The sequence below is a fragment of the Granulicella sp. L46 genome, assembly GCF_009765785.1.
Lineage (GTDB): Bacteria > Acidobacteriota > Terriglobia > Terriglobales > Acidobacteriaceae > Granulicella.
Genome location: NZ_LMUT01000016.1, coordinates 188,911 through 211,864 on the forward strand (window position 1 = coordinate 188,911; position 22,954 = coordinate 211,864).

Below are 22,954 nucleotides of genomic sequence, written 5' to 3' on the forward strand. Positions count from 1 at the left end.
TGGAATTAATAAACATGCGTTCCTGCGGTGATCGGTATCGTTATTCCTTGTATATAGTCCGACGCGGGAGAAAGAAGTAGTTCAATTGCTCCCAACAGATCAGAAGGCGCCGCGTTCCGTTTTTGAGGATTCGAAGCCGCTTGCATTTGGACAGCCACCTCCGGAAGGTCAGACAGGAACTGCGTTTCAACCATGCTTGGAGAAATAGCGTTGATCCGTACGTGCGTCGAGTCATACTCCGAAGCTAGCGATCGCATAAGCCCCAGTTGCGCATACTTGACCGTGGTGTACATCGTCATATATTTGGGCGCCACTCCATGCACGTAGCTCGACAGGATAAAAACTACTCTCGCGCCCGGCATCTTTGCCATCTTCGGAAGGAACCGTTGCAGCAGGATCACGGCCGACTGCAACTGCACTGCAAGATCGGCCTCGAAGCGCTCCCAGTTAAACTTGGTGAAGCGCTCTGGTGAAGGACGCAGGGCCGGCAAATGTACCATCGCTGACGGGGTTCCGACCTCGCTGACGATGAGGTCCGCCATCGCCGATACCGAGGTGCTTTGCGTGAAGTCCGCTTCATACAGTCTGAGGCTTTTACCGAACTCAGCCTTCAGCGAGCGCAGCTTCTCGCCGGAGCGGTGCGAGTGCGCCAGAACTACCGGGGGATTTGCGCGGCTGAGCAGACTGCGGATTAGCGCGCACCCGATGTCCGACGATGCGCCGGTGATGAGAATCGTTTGAGCTATATCAGTTGACATGAAAACCCACTCGTATGGTTGCTTTCGAGACTAGTTTGCGATCGCCTCGGCGGATCGTAGCCTTGATCTCGACGCGCTTCATGGCTTCGCTCACGAAGACCACCTCGCCCGCCACATGCAACGGGTCACCCGCATGGCACGGCGAATTGAAGTCAATGTCTATCCCATGCAGCAAAACGTACTTGCCTGGAAGATAGACACCCACCAACTGTGAATACAGGGAAGACGTCAGCATTCCAAAGAGCACGGGCGACGCAAATCCCGCGCCTTTGGCATACGTTTCATCTACATGCAAGGGGTTCACGTCGCCCGAGATCCTCGCAAACGCCGCCGCATCTTCCGCGGTGAGCGTAGCGTCGAACTCATGCTTCATGCCGACCGTGACGTCTCCCAGACGATACTCGTTCATTTCGCGGCCAATTTTCTCTGGATTAGCTCGATCATGTCGCCGACATCTTTCAGTTCCTGAATCTCATTGAGCGCGAATTTGATCTTGAACTGCTTCTCGATTGTCGTCAACAGATTGATGTGCGCGAGAGAGTCCCAATCCTCTACGTTACTGGCGTTGGAGGCGCGCGTCAGAATGAGATTAGGTTGATCGAGAATGTCGCGGAAGATTTCCTGCAACTCGGCAAGGATCTCATCGCCGTTCTTCGTAATATCAGCCATGTACAAGCTCCAGAATGTGGATGTGCCGGTTGTGTGCGGCGTAAGAGGAAACGTCGAGCGACCAGGCCGACGCGTTGGTTTCGGGGTCGAGCGAAACCGGCTCAAATCCTAGCTTCTCATAGTGGTCCGCGACCATTCCGTTCTTTTTGGTCGGGAGGTAGAATCCCCTCAGTGTACGAATGTTCGCGGCCCTGGCGCGGTCGACGAGGACGTCGAGCATCGCCTGCTCCATATCCCGCTTGAGAACGCGGCAGCTCATCAGCCAAAGGTCGAGCTCCAGTTCGTCGCCTTTCTTGCGACCGAGCACGATGGACACCAGGCCGTTGTCTCCGAAGCGATCGAGCAGCCGTCCATAGATCCCGATGTAGTTGGGGTCTGCCGAGATCGCATCTATTTCGGTCTGCGTGTAGCGGCGAGTTGTCAGGTTGAACTGGTTTGTCTTGTTGGTCAATTGCGCAATGCGTTCTAAATAAACCGGCTTGAACTCAGCAATCTCCGCCTGCATCTGCAGCGAATCCAGGTATTCGCCGTAGTTCGCAAACTGCGCCTCCGACAAGGCTCGCGCCGCATTCGCCTCATAGAGCGCCGAGCGCGACAAGTCTTCCTTTGACATCGAGATTGGCTCAAAGTACCTGCCTGCATCGATGATGGCAGCGTAGCGCGACACCTCCGCTCCCACGTCAGGCACGGCAATGCCCCCGATCTGTGCGGCGACGATGGCGCGCTCGGCCGGATTATCGTCTACGAAGACGAAGCTGTCTGTCCCGAGGCTGAGCTCCTTGGCAATCGCGAGAATGTTCTCGTGCTTCGGCTCCCAGTTCGCCTTGAAGCAGGAGATGTGTTCGAGCTTCAGCACCGAACTCGGGTGCTCGAATCCTGATTTGGCCACGTCCTCGTCGTTCTTCGAGCACACGGCAAGCAGCACGCCGCGCCGCTGCAGCGAGAGGCAGTACTCCTGGAACGCTGTGTAGGCCTCGGCCACCGGCGTCTCGCGCCCGATCTGAATTTTGTCAACGCCATCGTCTCCGATTACGCCACCCCACAACGTGTTGTCTAGGTCGAGCACCAGCACCTTGCGGCTCTTACCGTAAACCGCGCGCACCAGCGAGGTTAGCGAGCGAGCGATGGCGACACTAGCCTCGGTCGTGGTGAGAATCTTGTAGCTGAAATAGCGGTCCCAATCGAACCACTGTTCTGTCCCCATGCGTGCCGAGAGGCTATGGATGTCCTGCAGCAGAAGCCGCGAATCCGCCGCAGCGGACCGTGCAAACTCCACGTTGAGTGCCATGAAGTAGCGCACCGCGCCGCCACTCGACACGGCATCAAAGTTTCCCAGGATCGCGTAGGGAGGTGTCTCGAAGTTGTTCTGAATAATCTGTGCGGCAACGTTTTGCTCGATCGACTTCCATATTTGCTGATACCGTTTTGCCTCTGCCGCGACGTACCCATCAAACTCCTCTTCCGAACAGCTCACGGGAGGCACAGACTGCACATTCAGACAGGAGGTGTGGAGATAAACAATGTCTGGCTTGAACGCGATCAGATCGGCCGGATCCTGCACGGCATCCTCGTAAAAGCGCCCGTACTCCGATTGGTGGAATACAGGCTTGAAGCCGGATTCCAGTAGGAACAACTCGAGCAGGTCGACTACCTCATTCGTCGTCGTTCCGCCGAGCACGGCGATCCGGAGTGGCTGCAATCCTTCCACCGCGGATAGTTGACGACGCAGGCCCAGGCGCTTCCGGAACAGTTCGTCGACAGCGTATTGGTCGAGGTTCATGGTGGCGGCTCAAGATCATTTTATCGCACGCCGAAGGTCACCCCCTAGCCTACTAGACTTAGATCTCAGCTGATCGCAAGCGGTCTGTCGCCATCGCCTTGTGACGACGACAGACCGCGCTTATATAATTGGATTGCCAGCTAAAACGAAAGCCTTGATACCTTGCGCTGAAGAGGCGTTGACCATACAGCCTTCTCCCCCGGAGCTAGATGCCCACCCTGAGTGAGATTCCACACAGCATGGAGCCGGTCGAGCCCGAGCTGGTTGCCGGCAAACAGGCTCCGCTCTGGTATGCAGCTCTCTTTGTCTGTGTGCAGCTTGGCGCGTTGGCGGGTTTGCTCTCCGTTATGGCGCGGCCCTGGTTTCTCACCCACGACGGGTATCCCGGTATCTACCAGGCCGGCTATGGAATGCGGCTCATGCATGCGGACTGTGACGTCGTTGTATATGGAGATTCATCCGCTCTTACCGGGCTTGACCCTCAACTGATTGCAAAGATTACCGGGTTGAAGACCTGCAATATCGCCGAAGCGCGCGGGGTAGAGGATGTGGTGGGCTTTCGATTTCCATTGGACGCGTATTTGCAAAGAAACAAGCGGCCACGATTCATTTTGATGATGCTCGGCGCCCCCTCATTTCTACCCGACAAGAAACCATTCACCGCGTTCTCAACGGAGGGCATGATTTACGCGCTTCAGTATGACCACGGTCGAGAGATGCTCCATGGATTTCGACGGCGCCCCAGCTGGGTCGTGAACTTTGTGTTCTGGGCGGCCGAGAACATCTTGGAAAACCAATGGAAGCAACTCTTGCCCTGGACCCGTAGAGCTGACATCGACACCAGGAAGCAGCGCGCGGATCGAGACGGCATCTGGCCGTTTCCATTGCCGCCCGAGATCAACTGCGACTACAGTGCGCTAGCTCCCGGCGCAGTGGTCGAGCGAAATGCTGTAGACGTTGCCGAAACCCGAAAACAATATGCAGTCGAGGGAACTCAAGTGATTATCAATGTCTCCCCGATTTCAAATTGCAACCCGTACGAAGGTCTCTATCGAAAACAACTGGATGGATTGCATGACAATGCCCTGATTGCGCTTCCCATGCCCTATTTCAATATGACGGATGTGCACTTCAGCCCCGTGGGCTCGGCCTATATATCTACGGCGGCGGCCAACCAGATCCTCGAACTCATGCACCAGTACGATGCAAAAAGGCTGAATACCCCTTCGCCCGTTCTCCGAGGACCAATCGGCAAATGACTTTCAGCAGCCCCGTTTTCTATTTGTGCTTCCTACCCCTCAGTCTGCTGGGCTTCCAAATCTTTGGTCGGCTCGGCAGGCGCGGTGCAATCGGCTTTCTTGCTTTCATGTCGTTCGCCTTCTACGCCCACTGGAGCAGGGTTTACCTTTTGCTGCTGGTCGGTTCGATCTTTTTCAACTTCGCGATCACTCGCATGATTGTGCGTTTCAGGGCGAGCAATCGCGCGGCTACTGGCTGGCTCGTCTTCGGCATCGCGTCGAATCTTGCTGCGCTCTGCTACTTCAAATACCTCTTCCCGGTGTTGGGTTTTTTTAGCGGACACGGCCTGTTGAACCACGATTTTGGATCGGTCATTCTCCCACTGGGCATCTCCTTCTTCACCTTTACCCAGATTGCTTACCTAGTCGATCTCAAGCAGGGCGCCGCCGAACCAGAGCCGTTGCTCAGCTACTCGCTCTTCGTGACCTTCTTTCCTCACCTGATTGCCGGTCCCATCCTGAACCACAATGAGATGATGCCGCAATTCCGGCAGGAGCGGCGCTATCAGCTCGACCGTAACGACGTCGCCCTCGGCTTGACCTGGTTCACCATGGGGATGTTCAAAAAGGTGATGGTGGCCGATCGAATCTCGCCGATCGCAGACGCTGTCTTCGCGGACACGCACACAGGAATGGTCAACGCGTGGATTGGAGCGTTGACGTACTCGCTGCAGCTCTACTTCGATTTCTCCGGATACTCCGACATGGCGGTCGGCCTCGCGAGGATGTTCTCCATCCGCTTCCCGCTCAATTTCAACTCACCCTACAAGGCGTCGAATATCATCGACTTCTGGCAACGCTGGCACATGACGCTCACCCACTACATCATGGATTACATCTACGCTCCGATACAACTACGCGTCAGCCGAAGCCGATTGAACGCGGGCAAGAAGATATCAAAGAAGGCAACGGCGACGCCTGAAGGGTTTTTGCATATGGTGGCGTGGCCAATGATGCTTACGATGTTTCTTGCCGGAGTGTGGCACGGGGCGGGCAGGCAATTTCTGGTCTTTGGTCTGCTGCATGGGACGTACCTGGTGATCGCCCACGCCTGGCGTATCTTCGTGCCAAACGATAGTAAGCTGCAGAAGCCCCTAGTCCGGCCGGTAAGCATCGGCATCACCTACCTCGCAGTTGTTGTTGCAGAAGTCTTCTTTCGGGCTAACTCGGTGCACGCCGCACTGTCGGTACTCTCCAGCATGACAGGGCGAAGCGGATTCGATCACTTGACCGGCCATACAACCCAGATCCTCATCCTTGTGTGGTTGTACGCGGTTATCTGGCTGATGCCGAACACGCAGGAGCTGCTTGGCGAAGAGCAGAAGAACGACTCACCCAATTGGTCGATCCTGCCGCACATTCGCTGGCGTCCGAACCTCCCCTGGTGGGCGGCCATTAGTACGGCCTTCATGATCAGCATGTTTTACTCGACGGCTGGTTCGACGTTTCTGTATTTCCAGTTCTGATAGCGTCCCACGCAAAATGGGTATTTGTCGTCCTGGGCCTTCCTTCGCGTCTGGTGAAAGCTGATCGGGGACCGGGCCATTTCGAAGGATGAAACTCAAACTGATCCGATCGGTTGGCGTAACAACGCTTGTCAAATCTTTATTGCACCGACAACGTGACGTTCACGGTGTGTTGCAGGGAATACCCTCCGGATCCTAGAGCGGTGGCTGTGATCAGGACGGTGTAGTTGTGCTGACGCCTGGGGAAAATGGCGGTGCGGGTTCCGCATCCCGTGATACTGCCAAGGGTGGCCGCGCATGCCAGCAACGCAACTGTCAGCTTGATGGGGCGGGGCATCTTCCTCTGCCGCATACGCCACGGCAAGCGACGCTTGAAAGGCAGCAGTAATAGAGCGATCGCCACGGTCCCGCCGCCGAAGGTTCCTTTAAGATGGTTCAAACCTTGATTGACCGCGGTTTGCACGGTCATGGTGAGGAGCGTGGCAGCGGCACCAGGGGTGGCCGTCTGTGGCGAGAAGGTGACGGTTGCTCCCGGTGGCAATCCTGTAGCGCTCAGCGTGATAGGAAAATTGAAGGGGCCTACCAGCGGTGTCAGGATAGCGTCGAAGGTGGCGGCGTTGCCGGGAACGACGGTTTGGCCGGTAGAGCCTGCTGGGTTCGTCGGCTGCTGTGTAAGGTTGATGCTAAAGTCCTCAACGACCTGGGCCAGCATGGTCGAGGTGCTGCCGGTAAACTTCGGATCGCCGGAATAGACGGCGAGGATGATGGACATCCCTGTGGGTCGCACGTGGGCACCGGATAGAGTTGTTGCACTTCCAGGAGCGAGCGCCTGAGTGTTGAAGGCGATGGCCCCTGCATCGAAGGCGACTGTTCCCGTTGGCGTTCCAAGTCCGATTGGGTTTACTACGGCAGTGTAGGTGATAGGTTGGCCAGCGAGCGCCGGGTTTACGTTTGCGGTCAGTGCGACGGTGGTCGGTGCCTGGGTTGCGGTACCTGTGAGTAAGATGGTTTGCGGCACGACACCTGTGCCGTTGAAGATGATTGCCCCCCCTGCAGAACCCGCAGCTATGGGAAGAAATTCAATGTTTTCCGTGCAGCTTCCACCCGCGGAGAGCGTTATGGGCAGAGCGGAGCAACTGCCGCCGGTCGCCAGGGTGAAGTTGGTGACGAGGGTGATTGCCGAGACGGTGATGGATTTCGTGCCAGTGTTGGTCAAAGTTACTGACTGAGTTGGGCTGGGGAGGCCGACGTCCTCGCTCGGGAAAGTCAGGATTGGAAGCATGCCGGAGCGTATGCGCTGGTTGAGCCTGTCGGCGATGGAGAGGTTGCCGTAGGCGTCAGGGGCGACCGACCGCGGGGAGTTGAGGTTGGCTGCGGTTGAGAGGCCTGCGTCTCCGCCGTAGTCTTGCGAGCCGGAGCCTTCGATGGTGGCAATCACGCGGGTGGCAATCGCGCCGCCGCCCACTTCGCGGATACGCTGGTTGTCGGTGTCGGCGATGTAGACGTTGCTGGCTGCGTCAACGCTGACGCCACTCGGCTTGGCGAGGGTAGCGGCGGAGGCCGGCGCGCCGTCGCCGGAGAAGCTTCCCGAGAAGCCCGCCGTACTGGTGCCGGCGATGGTGGTGATGATGCCGTTGCTGACCTGGCGGATGCGCTGGTTGAGGCGATCGGCGATGTAGACATTGTCGCTCGAATCGACCGCAACGCTGGTGGGGGAGTCGAGCGCAGCTGCCTTGGCGGCTGCTTTGTCGCCTGCGTAGAGTTCCTCGCCATCGCCTGCGATGGTGGTGATGATGCCGTTGGTTATCTCGCGGATGCGGTGGTTGTTGGTGTCGGCGATATAGACGTTGCCGCTTTTGTCGACTGCTACGCCGCCGGGAAGCGAGAGTTGAGCGGCGGTCGCGGCCGCGTTGTCGCCGGAGAAGCCGGGAGTTCCGGTTCCGGCGATGGTGGTGATAATGCCGTTGCTTATCTCACGAATGCGGTGGTTGTGTGAGTCGGCGATGTAGACGTTGCCGCTAGAGTCGACGGCAACTCCGGTGGGCGTGTCGAGCTGCGCGGAGGTGGCTGCGGCTCCGTCGCCGGAATAGCCTTCGATACCGGTTCCGGCGAGGGTGATGATGATGCCGGTGGTTGAGATCTCTCGGATGACGTCGTTGTTGGCGTCGGCGAGATATAAATTTCCGGTTGCATCGTAGGCTACGGCTGCGGGGTTGGCCAAGGTGGCCGCGGTTGCCGGGTCAGTGTTGTCCGCATAGCCTACGGCGCCGGTTCCGGCAGTGGTCTTGGCCGTGCGAGTTGGATCAACCGTTAGAATTCCTTGCGCCTGCAACGAAATGGAGAGGGCAAAGAGAAGAGCCGTTGCTATGGCGAGGGAGAGGGCAGGGGGAAAACCCTCGCTTCTCCCTGGTTTTGCCGGATGGATGGATGCGACGGTTGCAGAAATGACTGATGCTCGCGCTGTGATCATCGTCTGCTTCCTTTCGGGGTAGCGTTCTGTATTGCCGGTTCTGCGCTTATGCATGGGGACTCGATAGCGTTACTGAATCTGGCAAGTCAGCGTCGTGCCTACTTGGGCGAACGTGCCGAGCGTTGGGGGAAAGAACTGAGTCAATGAATATTGAATCTCGTCCCCCGCGTTGACGCTGAACGTGTTTGTGGAAATGCAACTAGATGCGGGGAGGAATCCCGGCAGACTGGGCTCTAGTTGACAAGACATCGAGGTATTGGTCCCATTGTCTTGCGCCGTCACAATGATTTGGTCCGGAGGGAATGGAAGACCAACTTCGGCCGCATAGACCTGGAGGCTGGTGGCGGTACATGCCACTGGGGCGAATGCGAATTCGGGTAGCTGGGTCTCAGATGTGGGTACGATGCCGACGGCACCGGTGAGGGGATTGATGTTATCCGGTCCTCGATCGGTGGAAGCCTGGAACGAGGTCGTCCAGACGAAGCCGGCGCTGCTACCGCTGCTGGCTGGGAAGTTGATGTTGATCGTTGGGGTGGTTGCGGTGCCGCCGATGCCGACTGTGCCGGTAGATCCCGAGGTGGTAACCGTACCCACTGCAATCGAGCCGACTGTTCCAGTACCGATTGCGCCCGTGAGGCCATTGACTCCGGGAACGCCTTGCGGCCCCTGAGGTCCGGTTGCGCCCGAGGTTCCGGCGGTGTTGGCGACGAGGCTGAAGGCGGCAATGTTCTGGAAGGTGGCGATGGCATACAAGGTCAGGGCTGCGGCTGAGCCGTCGCTGATTAGCCCGACCACATCTCCGGCGTTCAGCGCAATCTGGCCGTGGCCAATGATCTGTGTTGTGCCGGTCGACCGACCGAAGCTCGTGCCGGGGATAAAAATGCCATTGTCCGTCAGGGCCAGAACTCCCGGTTCGTCGACCGAGACGTCGTAGTCGTAGGTGTAGGTTCCGGCAGCGGCCACGGTCACAGTTCCGGTGGTGCTGTTGAAGATAAAGCCGGAGTTCGAGGCGACAAGAGGAGAAGGAGCAGACGTAACGGCAAAGACCTCTGCTCCGATCGCGACGGTAGCGGAGGCGACCGTCTCGGACACATCGATATAGCTGGCCGGAGAGGTGCTTCCGGATGCGCTGCCCGTGGTTGCGACCCAGTAGGCGCTGTTGGATCCTGGGGTAATGGTGGTGGTGGAGGGACCGTTGGTCTGGACAGCGAGGTAGGTGGAGAGGCTATAGTCGACGACGGAACCGGCCGGATAGTTGATGGAGTTGGAGTAGATGCCGCCGACAAAGGGTCCGATGGCTCCTGCGACACCGGTAGTTCCGGTGGCTCCAACCGCACCTGCGACTCCCGGTATACCTCCCGTACCAGTGGCTCCGATAGCGCCTGTTGCCCCGGTAGCTCCAACTGCACCTGCGACTCCGGGTGTGCCCGCTACTCCAGTAGGTCCGATAGTGCCTATTGCCCCGGTCGCTCCGACCGGACCTGCGACTCCGGGTATACCTGCTGCTCCAGTGGCTCCAGCGGTACCTGCGACTCCGGGAATACCCGCTGTTCCAGTATCTCCGATGGTGCCTGCCGCACCGTTGGCTCCGATGGGGCCTGTTGCTCCGGTGGGTCCAATCGCACCCGCGACTCCGATAGCGCCTGCTGCACCCGTTGCTCCAATGGGACCCGTTACTCCGGTGGGCCCGACCACGCCTGCGACTCCTGGAGTACCTGCTGTTCCGGTGGCTCCAATGGGGCCTGTTGCTCCGGTGGCTCCGGCTGCACCTGCAGGGCCGGTTGCGCCTATCAGGCCAAGGGAGCCAGCGAGACCCTGCGGTCCCATGAGTCCCGCCGATCCCTGAATCCCTTGTGGACCTTGAACGCCCTGTGAACCTGCGGCGCCCTCGGAGGTGATGGTGATATCCAGCGAGGCCGCGTGTCCGGTCTCGTCGTTCTCCTTGCTATCGAGCAGAAGGTTGGCGCTGGTGGAGTTCAGGGCGAAGCCGAAGTCGGTGGCCGGGGTGGTGACCCAGCCCTGCACAATGGTGGTGACATCGAGTGTAACGAACTGCCCGGCCGTCGAAGCTGTGAAGGTGCCTGAAGGCGGGCCGATCGTGGGGATTGTCTCGTCGGTGATGGCGGATTCGGTCCAGGAGGCGGTGACGGGGGAGAGCGTCACCAATCCGGATGCGTTGACACGATTGACGAAGACAGTCAGGGTAGCGTGCGCGATCTGGCTGGCGGTGGTGCCCGTGGGCAACGTGCCGAGATCGAATCGCAGGAACGCCGTGCTGCCATTGCCAATGTAGAGATTGGATAGGCCACCGAAGTTAGTCGATGAGCGCGCGCTGCTCACGCTGGCGTCGGCGATCAAAGCTGCCTGCGTAGCGTGAAGGGTTGCAGTAGCCCCAAGAGCGATCAAGACGAGAGACAACAGACGAGTAGATAGACGTGAGTTCAAGGAACGCTCCTGTGAGGTGCGTACGCTCTACACCGTGCAGAAGTGTTCTTCTCTTCGCGAATTGAAACTCAAGGGTGTGGGAAAGGAAAACTTGGCATTAGCAATTGTCAAATTGCATAACCTTTACCCAGTTTTTGAATTTCAGTGAGTTGTCGCTTTCAAAAGATTTGCTCACATCTGGCGGTATGGGGCTTCACTATGTCTATCGACACCAAAGATGTAACCTTTAGCGTTATCTGAAATTTTTGATGATTGTGTTTCAGAGGATTGTGCTCTGCGCGATCTTTTGTGCCATCGATAACGGATAAGGCGCTGTCAGATGGAGGATCTAGCTTTCCCGTACTAAGTACAGGATGTTCGTCCGCAGACGGAAAGGTCTTCAGAAAGTTGGAACTGCTCGCAACCGTGCGGGGTGCAATTCAAGTGGCTTTCGGATGGTTGCGATCATTGAAGATGTCGCGTCGATTAGTCCGTTGCGCGATTGTGATTGTCGATCTGTAACCATTGAAAATGGTTGGTGGAGGCGGCGTCTATCGAATAATGGCCTCAACTGTTTGACAACAAAAGATATTACTGAGTCAAACAAAATAGGTTGCCCCCATAGTTGCCCCAAGATCGAGTGCGTTGGTCTGAGGCGGATTTGAGCTCACCAGCGTGAGGCGGGTCGAGGTTCACTGCTGATCGAGCACGTCATCATCGCCCGATCCGGCCGCGTGATCGCGATCGCCATCGAAGGCGACACCCAATTATCCCAGCTGGTCGAGCGCGTCATCGACATCCCCAAAACCCGCTTGCTCCTTCCCCCCATCCTCGAAGTAGTCCCCTCCTGCTCCCGCCTACCACATAGCCGTCCGCCGAGGCTGCGACGTAGACCAACCCAGAAACCTACCAAAGCGTCACGGTGGAATGAGACCTAGGTTAGCTCGGCCACCTTTCAGCAACCCATTCGCTGAGGTCTTTGGAGCGCCTCTCAATCTCATCCGGCCCCCAAACTGAGAACTCTTTTGCAAATTCGCGAGCCGCTTTATACATCGAGTCAAACTCGTATGTCTTACGTTTAGATTGGTAATCCGTGTTTCCCAATCCTTGATTCATTGGTTGACTCAGGGGGAGCAAATTCGCAAGTCTATCTTTGAGAGCGTCGTGCTGTTTTTCGGAAAATAGCAATTTCCAGCCGTCCGAAATCGTGTCGGGAAGCACATGTTCAATCCAGGGAATTGTGCCCGGAACGTCTCCACCAAGGCTTCTGTTCCATTCGACCAAGAGAAAGTTGGTTATGCCCGACCCGTAGAGCTGACGGGTCATTGCACATGCCTTGACCTCCTCAGTCGCAGGCCAGGCGACCGTTTTGTGAGCTCGAATGCCTGCTTCAGCTTTTTCCGCCGTGGGAGAGCCTCCGCAGTCATCCCACAAGCCTTTGAAAACGGCGTGCAGGCCGGTTGGTTCATGGCCGCAAATCGCTCTTCGAACAAGGAACGACTCCAAGAGGCCAAGTACATTAAGGCCGTCCACCTCCGCAATTTCCAGCGACGCGAGCCCTCTCAACAACCGCATGAGAAAAGGATAGGTAGACGTCGGAGCAATGATCGACATGCGCCCGACCGCTTGCGAGAGTGGCTTTGATAGATCTTCCAAATTGTTCCCGCGTTCGATATCAAGGAAGGCCTGCTGATAGGTGGCCAAATCCTGGATGATCGCAGCGGGACTTTTCTCGTCTTTCCATAGATTGCGAAGATGAGCGTAGACGTCCGACTTTTTCAGATTCGGGTCCTTTATCAACCCGAAAGGGAAGAAGTAATCATCAAATGAAGAATGTTCCGGAGTCGACTTGAACTTTTCGTAAAAGGGTTGCCAGTGCTGTTCATCCAGACTTTCGACCTCGGCAGAGGCATGAGACGCCACACGAGAGAATATCTCGTTCCTCACCAAATCGCCGGTAGTCATCGGTTCTTGTCGCGAATTCAAGCTGTCGAAAATTTTTGGCCCATTAATTGGGTCAAACACGTCGATTTGCACCACAGAAACTTGACCAAGAAGTGCGGTATAGATTGCCCGCAGACGGTCGAGCGACTCCAATTTCACCTGGCTGGCCAGAAACCGTAGTATTGCTCGATAATTATTTGAAAGACGACCTTTTTCACTTCCCGCCGCAGGGAGCGGCTTGAAAGCGAAGGGCGTTAGCTTTCCAGCAAACGTCACGTCCTTCGTAAGGTCCTGCATTACAAAATTGAGTTGCTTTCGATCGTCCTTGCCCGACTGAAGCTTTGCGTTGGTAATGAGGCTTGTTTGGCGGTTTATCACAAGATATTTGAGGAATAGGCTGACCGCTTCGTCATATTCACCGCACTTACAGAGCGTTCTCACGATCGCGCAGAGATATAGATAGACCGTTGTGATTCTCTGTTGGCCGTCAATTACCTCGTAGACCCTCGGGTCAGCGGGATTGCTCGATCTCCCATGAATGATGATTGCGCCGAGAAAGTGGTTGTCAGCTGCACCGTCAACCAACTGCAAGATGTCTCCTTCGAGCTGCTGCAGACGTTCCGGCTTCCACTTATAGGGGCGTTGGAAATATGGAATAGTAAACACCGAGTCGCCCGACAAAACAGAACCGAGGCTAGTTTCGTCCGATACTATTTGTAAGCTTCTGCCATTTCGCCATAATCGACCTCGGCAATGATTGTACGAGATGAAACTACGTGGTAGTCGCGCGACCGCCATCGTTTCGCCTCATTCCGTTTTCGTCGATTGCATCCTGTCTGCAAACTGCGACCACGTGAGCTGGGTCTCACCCTTCTTTCCAGCTCTTCTGTTTTTGGGTCGCCAATCGATGGTTCCTTTACTGATCGTGAGAGTGCCCAACAATGCTCCATCTTGTCTTGCAATAATCACCAAATCGCTGTGAAGGACTTCGATCCCCTTTGGAATCGTTAAGGATATTTCGTAGGCCATAGGTCTCCCTGTCGCCTTTCGGCGACCATAAATTTTGCTTCTGGGGAATAATACACATCTGAGCGGAACTTAAATATTGGGGGCAATATCGAAATCGCGAATGGGCTGAAGAGACGGTACAACGCGCAATCGATCACGCCTCCATATCATCCTTTGGCCGGTGGCGGAACAAGCGTCTTCCTCTTGCGCCTCCTGTCTTTTTTCATTTTGTCTTGGCATTGGCGGTTGCAGAACGTTTTCTCTTTATGCGCTTCTATCTCGAATAACTTATCGCAAGCGGGACACTTCCCAACCCGGACACCGGCCACACGCTCCGCATAGATGGCGGCAGCAATTGCTTCCAACGCGCAGCGAGCATAGATAACCAGAACGGGCAGTAATTCCTCTTGATCTATGAGGTAGTCGAGCAATGCACCTCCGCGTTGCATGTTGCGCTCAAGGTCTGGATTAGGCTTCTTGGGGACGAATTCGATGGAGTACGCCGAAGGCGGAGGAGCGTAAAACCAATGCTCTAACTCTTGCTGACGCTGATGCCTAATTGCAGCACCTTTCTTCATCTGGGCTAATGTTTCCTGGTACTTTTCGGCGGCCTGGCGGGGCGTCTCTGAAGTTATTCCTGTAACGCGGCGAAGCTGCTCTAGGTCGTGCTGAGATGGTGGCGGAGCGGAATCACCGAAGTAGGTATGCGGATAGATGCCGGTCAACATGAGGAGCAATTGCTTGAGCTCATCTGTGGGGTCGGTGTCGTTCTTAGGACGACCCGCAAATATGGCTTTGCTAGCCGAACTCAACGTGTCCCGCTCGATCACCATCTCTGCGCACCTTTGCCAGCGTTTGAAATCGGTCCATGAAATCTGCTGGTCGTAAGGCAGGAATTCGCCGTTTTCGCGCAGAAAATCCAGCGCTTGCCGCTCCGTCGTTACCTTTAGAAATTCGTCTCGTACGTTGTATGCATCGCAGGGGCGATGTGCCCAGCCCTCGATTCGACCCACATCGGTGTTGCCTTCCGTCGCGTCCCTGAATATTTCATCGACAAATCGTCCGCTGGTGCTCTGAAAGACAACTTCGCCCGATTGCTCAATTTGCCGGACACGGGGAATCTTGGCGTAATAGCTAACTGCTATGGGCATCGCTGAGATGTTCCGCTGCTTAGTGCCGTACAGCGCAGCTGTGGCTTGTTCCGGGCCTGTTGGCGGCTCTACCATTCTGTCGCAGTAGAACTTCAATTGCGCCTCTGACAGTGTCCCACTCCCGATCGAGACCCGGCGGTCCAGCTTTTCGAGTGTTATTGTTTTCGCCGTCATCTTTTTTTTCATGCATCCCCCTATGTGCCCCCTAGACGGGGGATAAGACCCCCGATTAGGATCGCCGCAGACGCAATGCTACATCATCCAGCGAAAGCAAACCTTAGGGATAACGATGGCAGAGAACCTGATACGGCTTTCGGAAGTAATGAAGCGAGTACCTTACTCTCGCAGCACCATATATCTAAAGGTTGCCCGGAACGAATTTCCGCAACCTGTCAGCCTGGGCGCACGCGCTGTGGCATGGGTGGAGTCTGAGGTCGACGGCTGGATAGCAAAGCGGATTCTCGGTGGGTGGCGTGGGGAGGAAGAGTAATGCGCGCTCACGGACCTCTTTTCGATTTGGCCGCTGACGAGTCCGCAAAGGAGGCTGGGCGGTCGAGGGCGGCGGCGAAGTGCCGTGACTATCTCTTAGCTTTTGTGCGTGACGCCGTGCGAAGGGCGGCGTTATCTAGGCTGGATCGGCTGGCGACCTCCGATGATGCTTACTCATTCATGGCGGATGTGGGGAAGGATGCGGCGGAACTGGGCAACGCGGAGGGGGCGATCTTCAGTGGGGATGAGTGGGAGGCGGCGGGTTGGAAACCCTCCAAACGCAAATCAAACCATGCCCGCGTGATCCGAGAGTGGAGGCTGCGCGGGTGAGTCGATATCGCAAAGTGGAGGTCCGGACCTGGGGAGATGAGAAGTTCCGCAAGCTGTCGCCTATGCCGTCTTGCGGTCAAGGGCTATGGCTGTACCTGATGACGGGGCCGCATACCACCTCTGTTCCTGGACTGTTTCGAGCGGGTAGAGCGGCGCTGGCGGAGGCGCTTGGCTGGTCGCAGGATGCCTTTGACAAAGCCTTTGAGGAAGTCTTTCGGGAAGGCATGGCGAAAGCCGACTGGCATCACCGTGTCGTATGGATTCCGAACGCGATAAAGCACAACCAACCGGCAAACCCAAACGTCGTCAAGTCCTGGTGGGCGGAGCTTGATCTGATACCAGAATGTGAGCTGAAAGTGGTGGGCGTTGCTGGGATCGCTGCGGGGCTGGCGGCGATGAATCCAGTATTTTCAGAGGCGTTTGCTTTGTTGAAGCAACCGTCGAAGACTTCCGGAAAGCCTTCCGCAAAGCATTTGGGTAAGGTTATGGCGAATCAGGAACAGCAACAGGAACAGGAACAGCAAGAGACTCTCGCGCTCACCGCTGTTGCTGTTGTCAACGGCCCCATGAGCGCCGACCAGGTGGAGCGAGTGTATGCGGCTTATCCACGACACGTAGGCAAGGCAAAGGCGATTGAGGCTATTCGCAAGGCAGTGGTCCGCCTTGGAACGGGCAAAGACTTTCCTGCGATGGATTGTGCAACGGCCCTGGTGTTTCTTCTTGAGGCGGTCGTGCGGTTTGCGGGGACTCCAGCGGGCAATGCTGGAAAATTCACGCCATACGGAGCAACGTGGTTCAACCAAGCAAGGTACTTTGACAATGAAAAAGAGTGGCTACATGGAACCAATACGGGATATTCGGCAGGAAATGGCGCTGGTGCCCTCGCCTCACGCGCTCTCGCAGCACGCGAACAGGCAAGAGCGGCAATCGAAAACGGTGGATCTGTTGACAGCGCTTGGAATGGCGAGGCGGCAGGTGCTCGAAGGTGTTGAGTTGCTGATGTACTCGAAGGCGCTCGAAGAATTTCCTGATGAGGCAATCGCGCTGGTGTTAACGCGGCTGGCGAAGTCAAAGCGCGGGGAATACGAGCCACGAATCCCTGAGCTAGGGGACCTGATTGATATGGTGCGGAAGGAAGCGCGGCGAATGGATCGACCACACGACTGCGTGATTTGTGGAAACTCGCGACAGGTGGTGGTTGAACTAGGTGGAGAGCGCTGGGTGAAGCCGTGCCAGTGCATCATCGAACGGAACGAGCGCCGGAAGGGGGTGGGGGGATCAAATCTCTAAGGCAATCGTCTCCCTAGACCGTACGTTAGGCACACTTACGTTTCCACAAAATGAATGTTTTTGGATTTCAACTAGGAATAATGGGACACCTTTTTCCGGTCAATCAGTCCTTCGGACACTGTGTGGACCCTGTGCAGGCGGGGAGAGACTATTCAGAAACGTGCCGCTTCTCGACTCAAGCGCATTTGTTATGCAAGGTCCCCAATCAGTTTGTCATTTGTAGCAAAGCGTGCGTCTTCAGAAAGTTGGGGCATGTTTGAGAAAGTTGGAAGTTGCCGAAACGCTGGTTCAGACAACAACACGATCTATAGCATATATTTACAGCCAATACGCCGCCCTTCGGGTAGTTGTGGGCCTCGCTGAGTGAATCGGCGATCTCGCACTCATCGAGAATCATTACTGACTACAAGAGCGTTTCCCATTACCTATGTTCTTCCGAGGTAAACAACTCTCATTTCGCGAGTTGACCATGGGCGTCAACTGAGTGGCGCCCACGATAATCAAATACTGTCGAGGTTCATTCAGGCAAATTCCCGGACTTGAACCATGATGGAAGCAAATTCGATGCAGACGAAGGCGCATCCGGAACGTTGAATGATCCAGAGGCAGACGTCCGAACCGCAGTGGTCGCCACTGAGGAAAAGTCTTGATCGATTATTCGGTATCTGACATCCATCCCGGACCACAACGTGGTCGCGGTTCTCCCCTGATACTCAGCATTGTGCAAGATTTCCACCGAGAGTTTCTCAATCTGCGCCCAAAAGTCCTGCAGCGAACTACACACTCGGAAGAAGTCATCTCGCAACTGAGCCTCGACAGGCACGAAGTCTGAGAGATCCCGATCGAACATCACTTTTGTCCAGGGGTTGTATTTATCTATTTTGTCTCTCGTGGGAATGAGGCGAATCTCGTTCGCATCCTTCAGAGTTGCCAAGACAGGATGGTGCAAACGATTCCTGTACACCTTTACGGTTGTCTCCGCGCTATCGAGCCGCTCGGTGTTGATTCTGGCTTCTTTTCGGGTGCAACCGCGGTAAAAGTTGGAAAAAGCTTTGGCGGCCTTGAGTGCCACCGCAACGGCCCGCTGGAGATTTGCCGAGATCTCTTCGGAAAACTTGAAATCGTCTGCCTTGCTCTCGATCTTCCTCCAAGCGCGTGCCATGTTTACATACGCTGTGTAGTTGTTCATCGCGAATGTTTCTATATTGGGGTCGATGCCACGCCGCAAATAGATAGACCCGGGAGCCCTGAGCGGAACAACATGCATCCGCCAAACCACCTCGTATTTCGACAAGTATTGCTGAAGTTGCGGCCATGTTTCCGTTTCCAACTCGTCGCCGTCGCGAAGCAGCGAAATTCCCTGATTTGGCTCCATATTCCCTCCAAAGAACAGCATGACGTTCTTTGACTGAAAGTCGATCATAGTTCAAGTTGATTTGCTGGCGGGTGGCATAGTTTATCGGTGCTTAATACGCCTGGTAAGGAACGCCGGCTTCCTGATTAGGACTTGGTTACGGGTTCACTGTTTCAGTGGTAGCCCAGTAGTTGAACGCGAATCCGAGCTCAAGTATGGGCGTGGCCGCGTCACCACAGAAAAAGCTGCATGGGCAAGTGAGGTAACTGTCGCCACAATTCGAACATGTTGTTGAAGCCACCTTGAACGCGCGCCGCGTCTCCAGACCGGTCTCGTTCCCGTCCGCGGTTGCAGTTGGTGAATCGGCCGAATCGGATAATGCGGCCTCACCACCTTCAGTCGAGGCTGCGCGTTGCGGCGCCACCTTCCGTCGCGGATATAGATTTAGATTCTCTGGATGGACATACTCCAAAGCAGTATCTACGCCCTCCTCGAATGACGCGATACTCTCCGCCGCTTCCCGGACCCAGTCCGCAACGGATTCTGCAGGCGGAAAAGGTTGATCCCGGTTTAGCCAATCCAACACCTCGGTGCATCTTCCAAAGACCGAAACCGAGATTGCGTATTCGGGGAGTGCAAGGGAGAGATTAATCAAAAGCGGAGAAGCAGGGTCTTCCTTCTTCACTTCGGACGCGAGCTCCCGGTAAGCCTGAATCGTTTGGTCGAGTGCTTCTCGAGTGCGATGCATCACGATGGGCATCTGCAAATAGTTGTCTTCGAAAACCATGAAGCGGGCGTTGGCTGGAAAGATCAGGCGACGGCCATCCCGCCCCAAAATCTTCATCAGTTCCAGGGTACGCAAATCGAAGAGAGAATATTCCGCTTTTTCGCCTCTCGCCCATACGTAAGGAAACGCGATGGGTTCTTCCGCAATATTTTCTAGGAGAGCAGGTAGATGCGTCACGGACATGCGGAACGATCTCGCGTCAACGCATGCCCAGGGAACTCGTCTGTCGGGATTGAGCTCCTTCGGAAACACATCCGTCTTTTCCAATTCCTCGCGGACATCGGCTTCGGACTTCTGGCTCCCGAAGTATTCGGAAACCAAAACGTTGTCACGGAAGTGATTATGGATTAGGCTCTTCCAACGTCCGATCTCGATGGCGCCATCGACACGCCAAAGCTTTGTGTATTCCGTCTGGCGGCCGGCGCGCTTGAGATCCACATCGAGCCGGGTGATCATCTCTTCCGGCGTATAGGCGCGTATCGAGCCGTCGAGATGTCCGATCCGGTTCGTGGTGGCGTCGATCACGCTGTGGACGTAACGGCAAAGTAGCTTCGTCCGATCGGCACCGCTTTCGCTGTCGCGCAACTCCTCGGCTTCAAGGATGAGCTCCGCGCTCGTTTCTTTCGTTCTTCGTTGCCACCAGAATTCGGTGCGGTAGATTCGATGGAAGAACTGCTGACGTTCGTCCGCCGTGTGCGCGGTTACTCCGGTCTGAAGCGATGAGAGGTCTTCATTGAACTTCGGCCCATACCAGTAATCCAGCTCCATCGTGTGAGTCGCCGTATCGGCCAATCCCACCATGTCCGGGTCGAGCCTCACTCTCACATTCACGGTTGCATCCTGCGCCATTCGGTGGAGTGTCCCCAGGAGCTCTTCGTTGAAGCGATTGAGGGGGCTTTCCGAGCGCCGCATGAATTGATGTGCAAACACACAAAGCTCCGATCTGGAATACGCCTGGTCGAACCATCGTGAGAGCCGTGAATGCGACGAGACCGTCCTTGTCCGCCTGCTCGAAGATTTCCGGGAATGCTCTTTGTGCGAGACCTGCTGCTCGCAGAGCATGAGCTCCCGAATCCCAGGGGATCTCAGAGCCTGTGAGCACGTCCGGACCTAGAAGATCTTTCAGACGGTCTGTGGACTGTTGAGGTACACCAAGAATTGTGGAGGCGATGAACTTCTTCCATCGCTGCTTTATCTGCCCAAAGTCCTCGTCTGTTTCGGGCTCCATGACATGCGCGAGAACACGGGTGAGACCAGGCTCGAGGTAGACCGCGGCGGGAACAACCCATCCCACCGGTCTGTGACGATCATGGCTGACGAGCTGGGGCATCCCGACGTCAGAGAGATTCTTCATAGAGTCGTAGAGGGCGCCGGTATCCATCCTCATGGACTTCCGATTGACTGAATCGCTCATGATCGCTGCAATCTTAGTTTTCACGGAGGTTCTCGACTTGCGTGCAATCACCCTGCATCAAGGGTTATAGTGATGATAAGTCGGCCTATCGAAAGAAATCCGCCCGGACGTTCTCAATTGTCGAGAACAGGACAATGCACGTTTCCAGACCCGTGAAGGCTCGAAACGCGCAGTGGCGATTTGGCACAAAGGCAAGCATGCAGCCGGCTTACCAAGCAAAAACGCCTATAGCAGGACCAATCTTGGTTCGAGTTCCGACATTGCCAAAGTATTTATGAGGTCCTGCATTTGCGAGATGCAAAGAAGAATAATGCGTACCCATCGAAAAGACTCTGATAGCTCGATCGTATCGGCCTTCAACGCGGCTGACAGATGTATTCAACAATCCTCGAAAAGAAGCTCGCGTATGGCCCAGATGCGTATCGCTTCTTGAGATCAAGCATGTAACCGTAGACATGATCTTCTGTGGAATTCGGGAACAGTCCGGCGAACGTCAATCCGCTGCTCCATTTTCCCGGCTTGAGGCGCAGGATGCATATCAGAGCTTCAGCCAGGCGGTTCGTGCCCGCGCCCTGCCCTCCGGTAAAAAAATGTGCCTTTTGGCGTGCGGCTCTCAGGGCATCCACTCCCAGTTGGCCGAGGGGATTGATGTGTCGGATCGACGATTCCAGGGTAGAGGTGAGAGGGCAGAACACATAAATCACTGGCCATGATTCCCTGGGGGTTTGCCGGTGCTGGTCCGATAGCTCTTCATACCAGGCCTTGGCACCGTCGGTCGCGCAATATTTGTTCGTCGCAAACCAGAGTGCGACCTTCCAGGATTCGGTTATGTCCAAGCCATGCGTCGGGATTCCATAGTGTTGTGCGATCGCCATAACTCCGATATCCCACGAACTCGCCGCACCCGTCGCCAGCCGCTTCCAAGCATAGTTAGTCGACAGCAGATTGTCCTCCCCGTTCACGGCATACATATGGTCCTGCAGCAGAAACTGGAGGACGGGATGGAAATCTTCGTAGTTCAATTTCGCCCGTGCATCCGCGGTCTGCAAAGATGGCTCGCGTGTCTCGTCCGCACCAAACAATAGCTGCCGAATGGCGGCTTCTCGTGCGACCCAGTAGGGCTTGGTCTGCCCGCGAAAGAACAAGGGCCGGTGGGTCGCCTCAGCAAGACTTTGGATCACATGATCGGCGGCAGCGACTTCGTCCACATCGATAATCGGTATCGAATAGTGCCGCACTCGTTCGCGTCCGGACATTTTTTGTTCCGCCAACCAGGTTTTCGTTTGATCGCGGAAGACCGGGTTCGGAGAAAAACCGTACCACCCGTGGGGGGCGATGGAGCAAGCTTCAAATGCTGCGAAGTAATTCTTGTCTAAGAGCAAGCCCGTGTGGCCATCACTGACTGGGGTGGGCGTTTCAGTAGTCAACCAGAGTTCCAATCCAGACAATGAACCAGGTTCGATAGGAGCGATCCACTGGGGAGGATTATAGGGATGATACTCATTTCGAGGCAGTTCGTTCAGATCGTAGTTCGATGCACCGGGATATTGTGGTTCCGACAGGAATTGCAGAATCCACGCTTTAATTCCCAGGATGTCGCTTTTCTGCAAAATCGTGGCGTCAGCCTCGGTGTACCCCATGGATATTAGACCTTCAATGTTTTTCGCAGAATCCGATTTCGAGGGATGGGCCGCCTGTTCGAGGACATAGAGAGGAGTTGTGTAGTAACCGGAAAAGAATGTCCCACGGTCTATGTAAAGGGCATGCCAGCGCGTTGGCCATGAACGGGAGCCGGTGCCAGCTGCCTTCACTCCCGCGGGCATATCAGTGTTTTTTTTCAAAGCTACGCGAAGAGAAGCTAAATAGAGCTCTGCGAAAATTTCAAGCGGAAACCAGAGGCCGCAAGGCCACGGGTGCGCTGACTGCCAATCCATGACGAATATGTCCTCATTTTCCAACTTGCTCGGCACGATTTCGAATGTGCTCGCGTGAGTCGGACTGCACTTTGGAAGTTGGAAGCCACATACGCCATAGATTCGAGATACGAACGTGTCTTCAAACAGCGACTCATCTATGTCTTCCTGTTTCATGTTGTAAAGCTGGAACTTCAACGCAGCGACCAAGGCCTCGGCGACCTGACGGTCTCTTCCGAGATAGACACCGCCACGGTAATCAAAAAGCATGGGTGGCACAGTCTTCGTCTCATCGTCGACAGCCAAATGGGAATAGCCGTTGTGGCGACCTGCGTTGTAGGTCAATCCGAGTAGATCAACCCAATATGGCGAGAGAGCATAATACGACGTAAAAACGTTGGACATGCTG

At 55.7% G+C, this 22,954-nt stretch carries 18 protein-coding genes; 6 read left to right on the forward strand and 12 right to left on the reverse strand.

The window, feature by feature from the left end; genetic code table 11:
- Nucleotides 1–5 precede the first annotated feature (5 nt).
- The 4 genes from GSQ80_RS17865 to GSQ80_RS17880 are packed head-to-tail and all read right to left on the reverse strand — an operon-like array spanning nt 6 to nt 3,207.
- Nucleotides 6–758 carry an SDR family NAD(P)-dependent oxidoreductase gene (locus GSQ80_RS17865; protein ID WP_158789019.1) on the reverse strand — a complete coding sequence of 251 codons (753 nt, stop codon included), beginning with the start codon at nt 756–758 and terminating at the stop codon, nt 6–8.
- A complete protein-coding gene (locus GSQ80_RS17870) occupies nt 748–1,167 on the reverse strand; it encodes a MaoC/PaaZ C-terminal domain-containing protein (RefSeq protein ID WP_158789020.1) in 420 nt (139 codons plus the stop codon). Before GSQ80_RS17870 ends, GSQ80_RS17865 begins: the two co-directional genes overlap by 11 nt.
- Nucleotides 1,164–1,427: an acyl carrier protein gene (locus tag GSQ80_RS17875; RefSeq protein WP_158789021.1), complete on the reverse strand. Its 264-nt coding sequence runs from the start codon at nt 1,425–1,427 to the stop codon at nt 1,164–1,166. The genes GSQ80_RS17870 and GSQ80_RS17875 overlap by 4 nt, the downstream gene beginning before the upstream one ends.
- Nucleotides 1,420–3,207, reverse strand: a complete 1,788-nt coding sequence (locus GSQ80_RS17880) for an HAD family hydrolase (RefSeq protein WP_158789022.1) — start codon at nt 3,205–3,207, stop codon at nt 1,420–1,422. Before GSQ80_RS17880 ends, GSQ80_RS17875 begins: the two co-directional genes overlap by 8 nt.
- Before the next feature lie 239 nt (nt 3,208–3,446).
- Here GSQ80_RS17880 and GSQ80_RS17885 point away from each other — a divergent pair, with 239 nt between their 5' ends.
- Nucleotides 3,447–4,466, forward strand: a complete 1,020-nt coding sequence (locus GSQ80_RS17885; protein ID WP_216850424.1) for a hypothetical protein — start codon at nt 3,447–3,449, stop codon at nt 4,464–4,466.
- Nucleotides 4,463–5,971: an MBOAT family protein gene (locus GSQ80_RS17890; protein WP_158789024.1), complete on the forward strand. Its 1,509-nt coding sequence runs from the start codon at nt 4,463–4,465 to the stop codon at nt 5,969–5,971. The genes GSQ80_RS17885 and GSQ80_RS17890 overlap by 4 nt, the downstream gene beginning before the upstream one ends.
- A gap of 139 nt (nt 5,972–6,110) precedes the next feature.
- Here the strand turns inward: GSQ80_RS17890 and GSQ80_RS17895 are convergent, their stop codons facing one another.
- From GSQ80_RS17895 to GSQ80_RS17915, 5 genes are all read right to left on the reverse strand, one after another.
- Nucleotides 6,111–8,495 carry an Ig-like domain repeat protein gene (locus GSQ80_RS17895; protein ID WP_158789025.1) on the reverse strand — a complete coding sequence of 795 codons (2,385 nt, stop codon included), beginning with the start codon at nt 8,493–8,495 and terminating at the stop codon, nt 6,111–6,113.
- 15 nt (nt 8,496–8,510) lie between these two features.
- A complete protein-coding gene (locus GSQ80_RS17900) occupies nt 8,511–10,886 on the reverse strand; it encodes a DNRLRE domain-containing protein (RefSeq protein ID WP_158789026.1) in 2,376 nt (791 codons plus the stop codon).
- Between the two features lie 918 nt (nt 10,887–11,804).
- On the reverse strand, nt 11,805–13,607 hold the full coding sequence (locus GSQ80_RS17905; protein ID WP_256369912.1) for a DUF262 domain-containing protein: 1,803 nt from the start codon (nt 13,605–13,607) through the stop codon (nt 11,805–11,807).
- Between the two features lie 9 nt (nt 13,608–13,616).
- Complete coding sequence (locus GSQ80_RS17910) at nt 13,617–13,838, reverse strand: hypothetical protein (protein WP_158789028.1); 222 nt, start codon at nt 13,836–13,838, stop codon at nt 13,617–13,619.
- A 146-nt stretch (nt 13,839–13,984) separates the two neighbouring features.
- Nucleotides 13,985–15,154, reverse strand: coding sequence for a hypothetical protein (locus GSQ80_RS17915; RefSeq protein ID WP_158789029.1), 1,170 nt, complete (start codon nt 15,152–15,154; stop codon nt 13,985–13,987).
- Nucleotides 15,155–15,257: 103 nt separating this feature from the next.
- On the opposite strand from GSQ80_RS17915, the gene GSQ80_RS17920 reads away from it, so the two are divergent.
- From GSQ80_RS17920 to GSQ80_RS17935, 4 genes are read left to right on the forward strand one after another with little or no spacing between them, the layout of a single operon-like run.
- Nucleotides 15,258–15,458, forward strand: coding sequence for an AlpA family transcriptional regulator (locus GSQ80_RS17920; RefSeq protein WP_158789030.1), 201 nt, complete (start codon nt 15,258–15,260; stop codon nt 15,456–15,458).
- Complete coding sequence (locus GSQ80_RS17925) at nt 15,458–15,787, forward strand: hypothetical protein (protein WP_158789031.1); 330 nt, start codon at nt 15,458–15,460, stop codon at nt 15,785–15,787. The genes GSQ80_RS17920 and GSQ80_RS17925 overlap by 1 nt, the downstream gene beginning before the upstream one ends.
- Complete coding sequence (locus tag GSQ80_RS17930) at nt 15,784–16,779, forward strand: hypothetical protein (RefSeq protein WP_158789032.1); 996 nt, start codon at nt 15,784–15,786, stop codon at nt 16,777–16,779. The genes GSQ80_RS17925 and GSQ80_RS17930 overlap by 4 nt, the downstream gene beginning before the upstream one ends.
- On the forward strand, nt 16,763–17,077 hold the full coding sequence (locus GSQ80_RS17935) for a hypothetical protein (RefSeq protein ID WP_158789033.1): 315 nt from the start codon (nt 16,763–16,765) through the stop codon (nt 17,075–17,077). Before GSQ80_RS17930 ends, GSQ80_RS17935 begins: the two co-directional genes overlap by 17 nt.
- Nucleotides 17,078–17,594: 517 nt before the next feature.
- Here GSQ80_RS17935 and GSQ80_RS17940 read toward each other — a convergent pair.
- From GSQ80_RS17940 to GSQ80_RS17950, 3 genes are all read right to left on the reverse strand, one after another.
- Entirely contained in the window at nt 17,595–18,500 is a 906-nt protein-coding gene (locus tag GSQ80_RS17940) for a hypothetical protein (RefSeq protein ID WP_158789034.1), read from the reverse strand.
- Between the two features lie 88 nt (nt 18,501–18,588).
- Nucleotides 18,589–20,148, reverse strand: a complete 1,560-nt coding sequence (locus GSQ80_RS17945) for a hypothetical protein (protein WP_158789035.1) — start codon at nt 20,146–20,148, stop codon at nt 18,589–18,591.
- Nucleotides 20,149–20,988: 840 nt separating this feature from the next.
- Nucleotides 20,989–22,950: an FRG domain-containing protein gene (locus GSQ80_RS17950; RefSeq protein WP_158789036.1), complete on the reverse strand. Its 1,962-nt coding sequence runs from the start codon at nt 22,948–22,950 to the stop codon at nt 20,989–20,991.
- Nucleotides 22,951–22,954 lie beyond the last annotated feature (4 nt).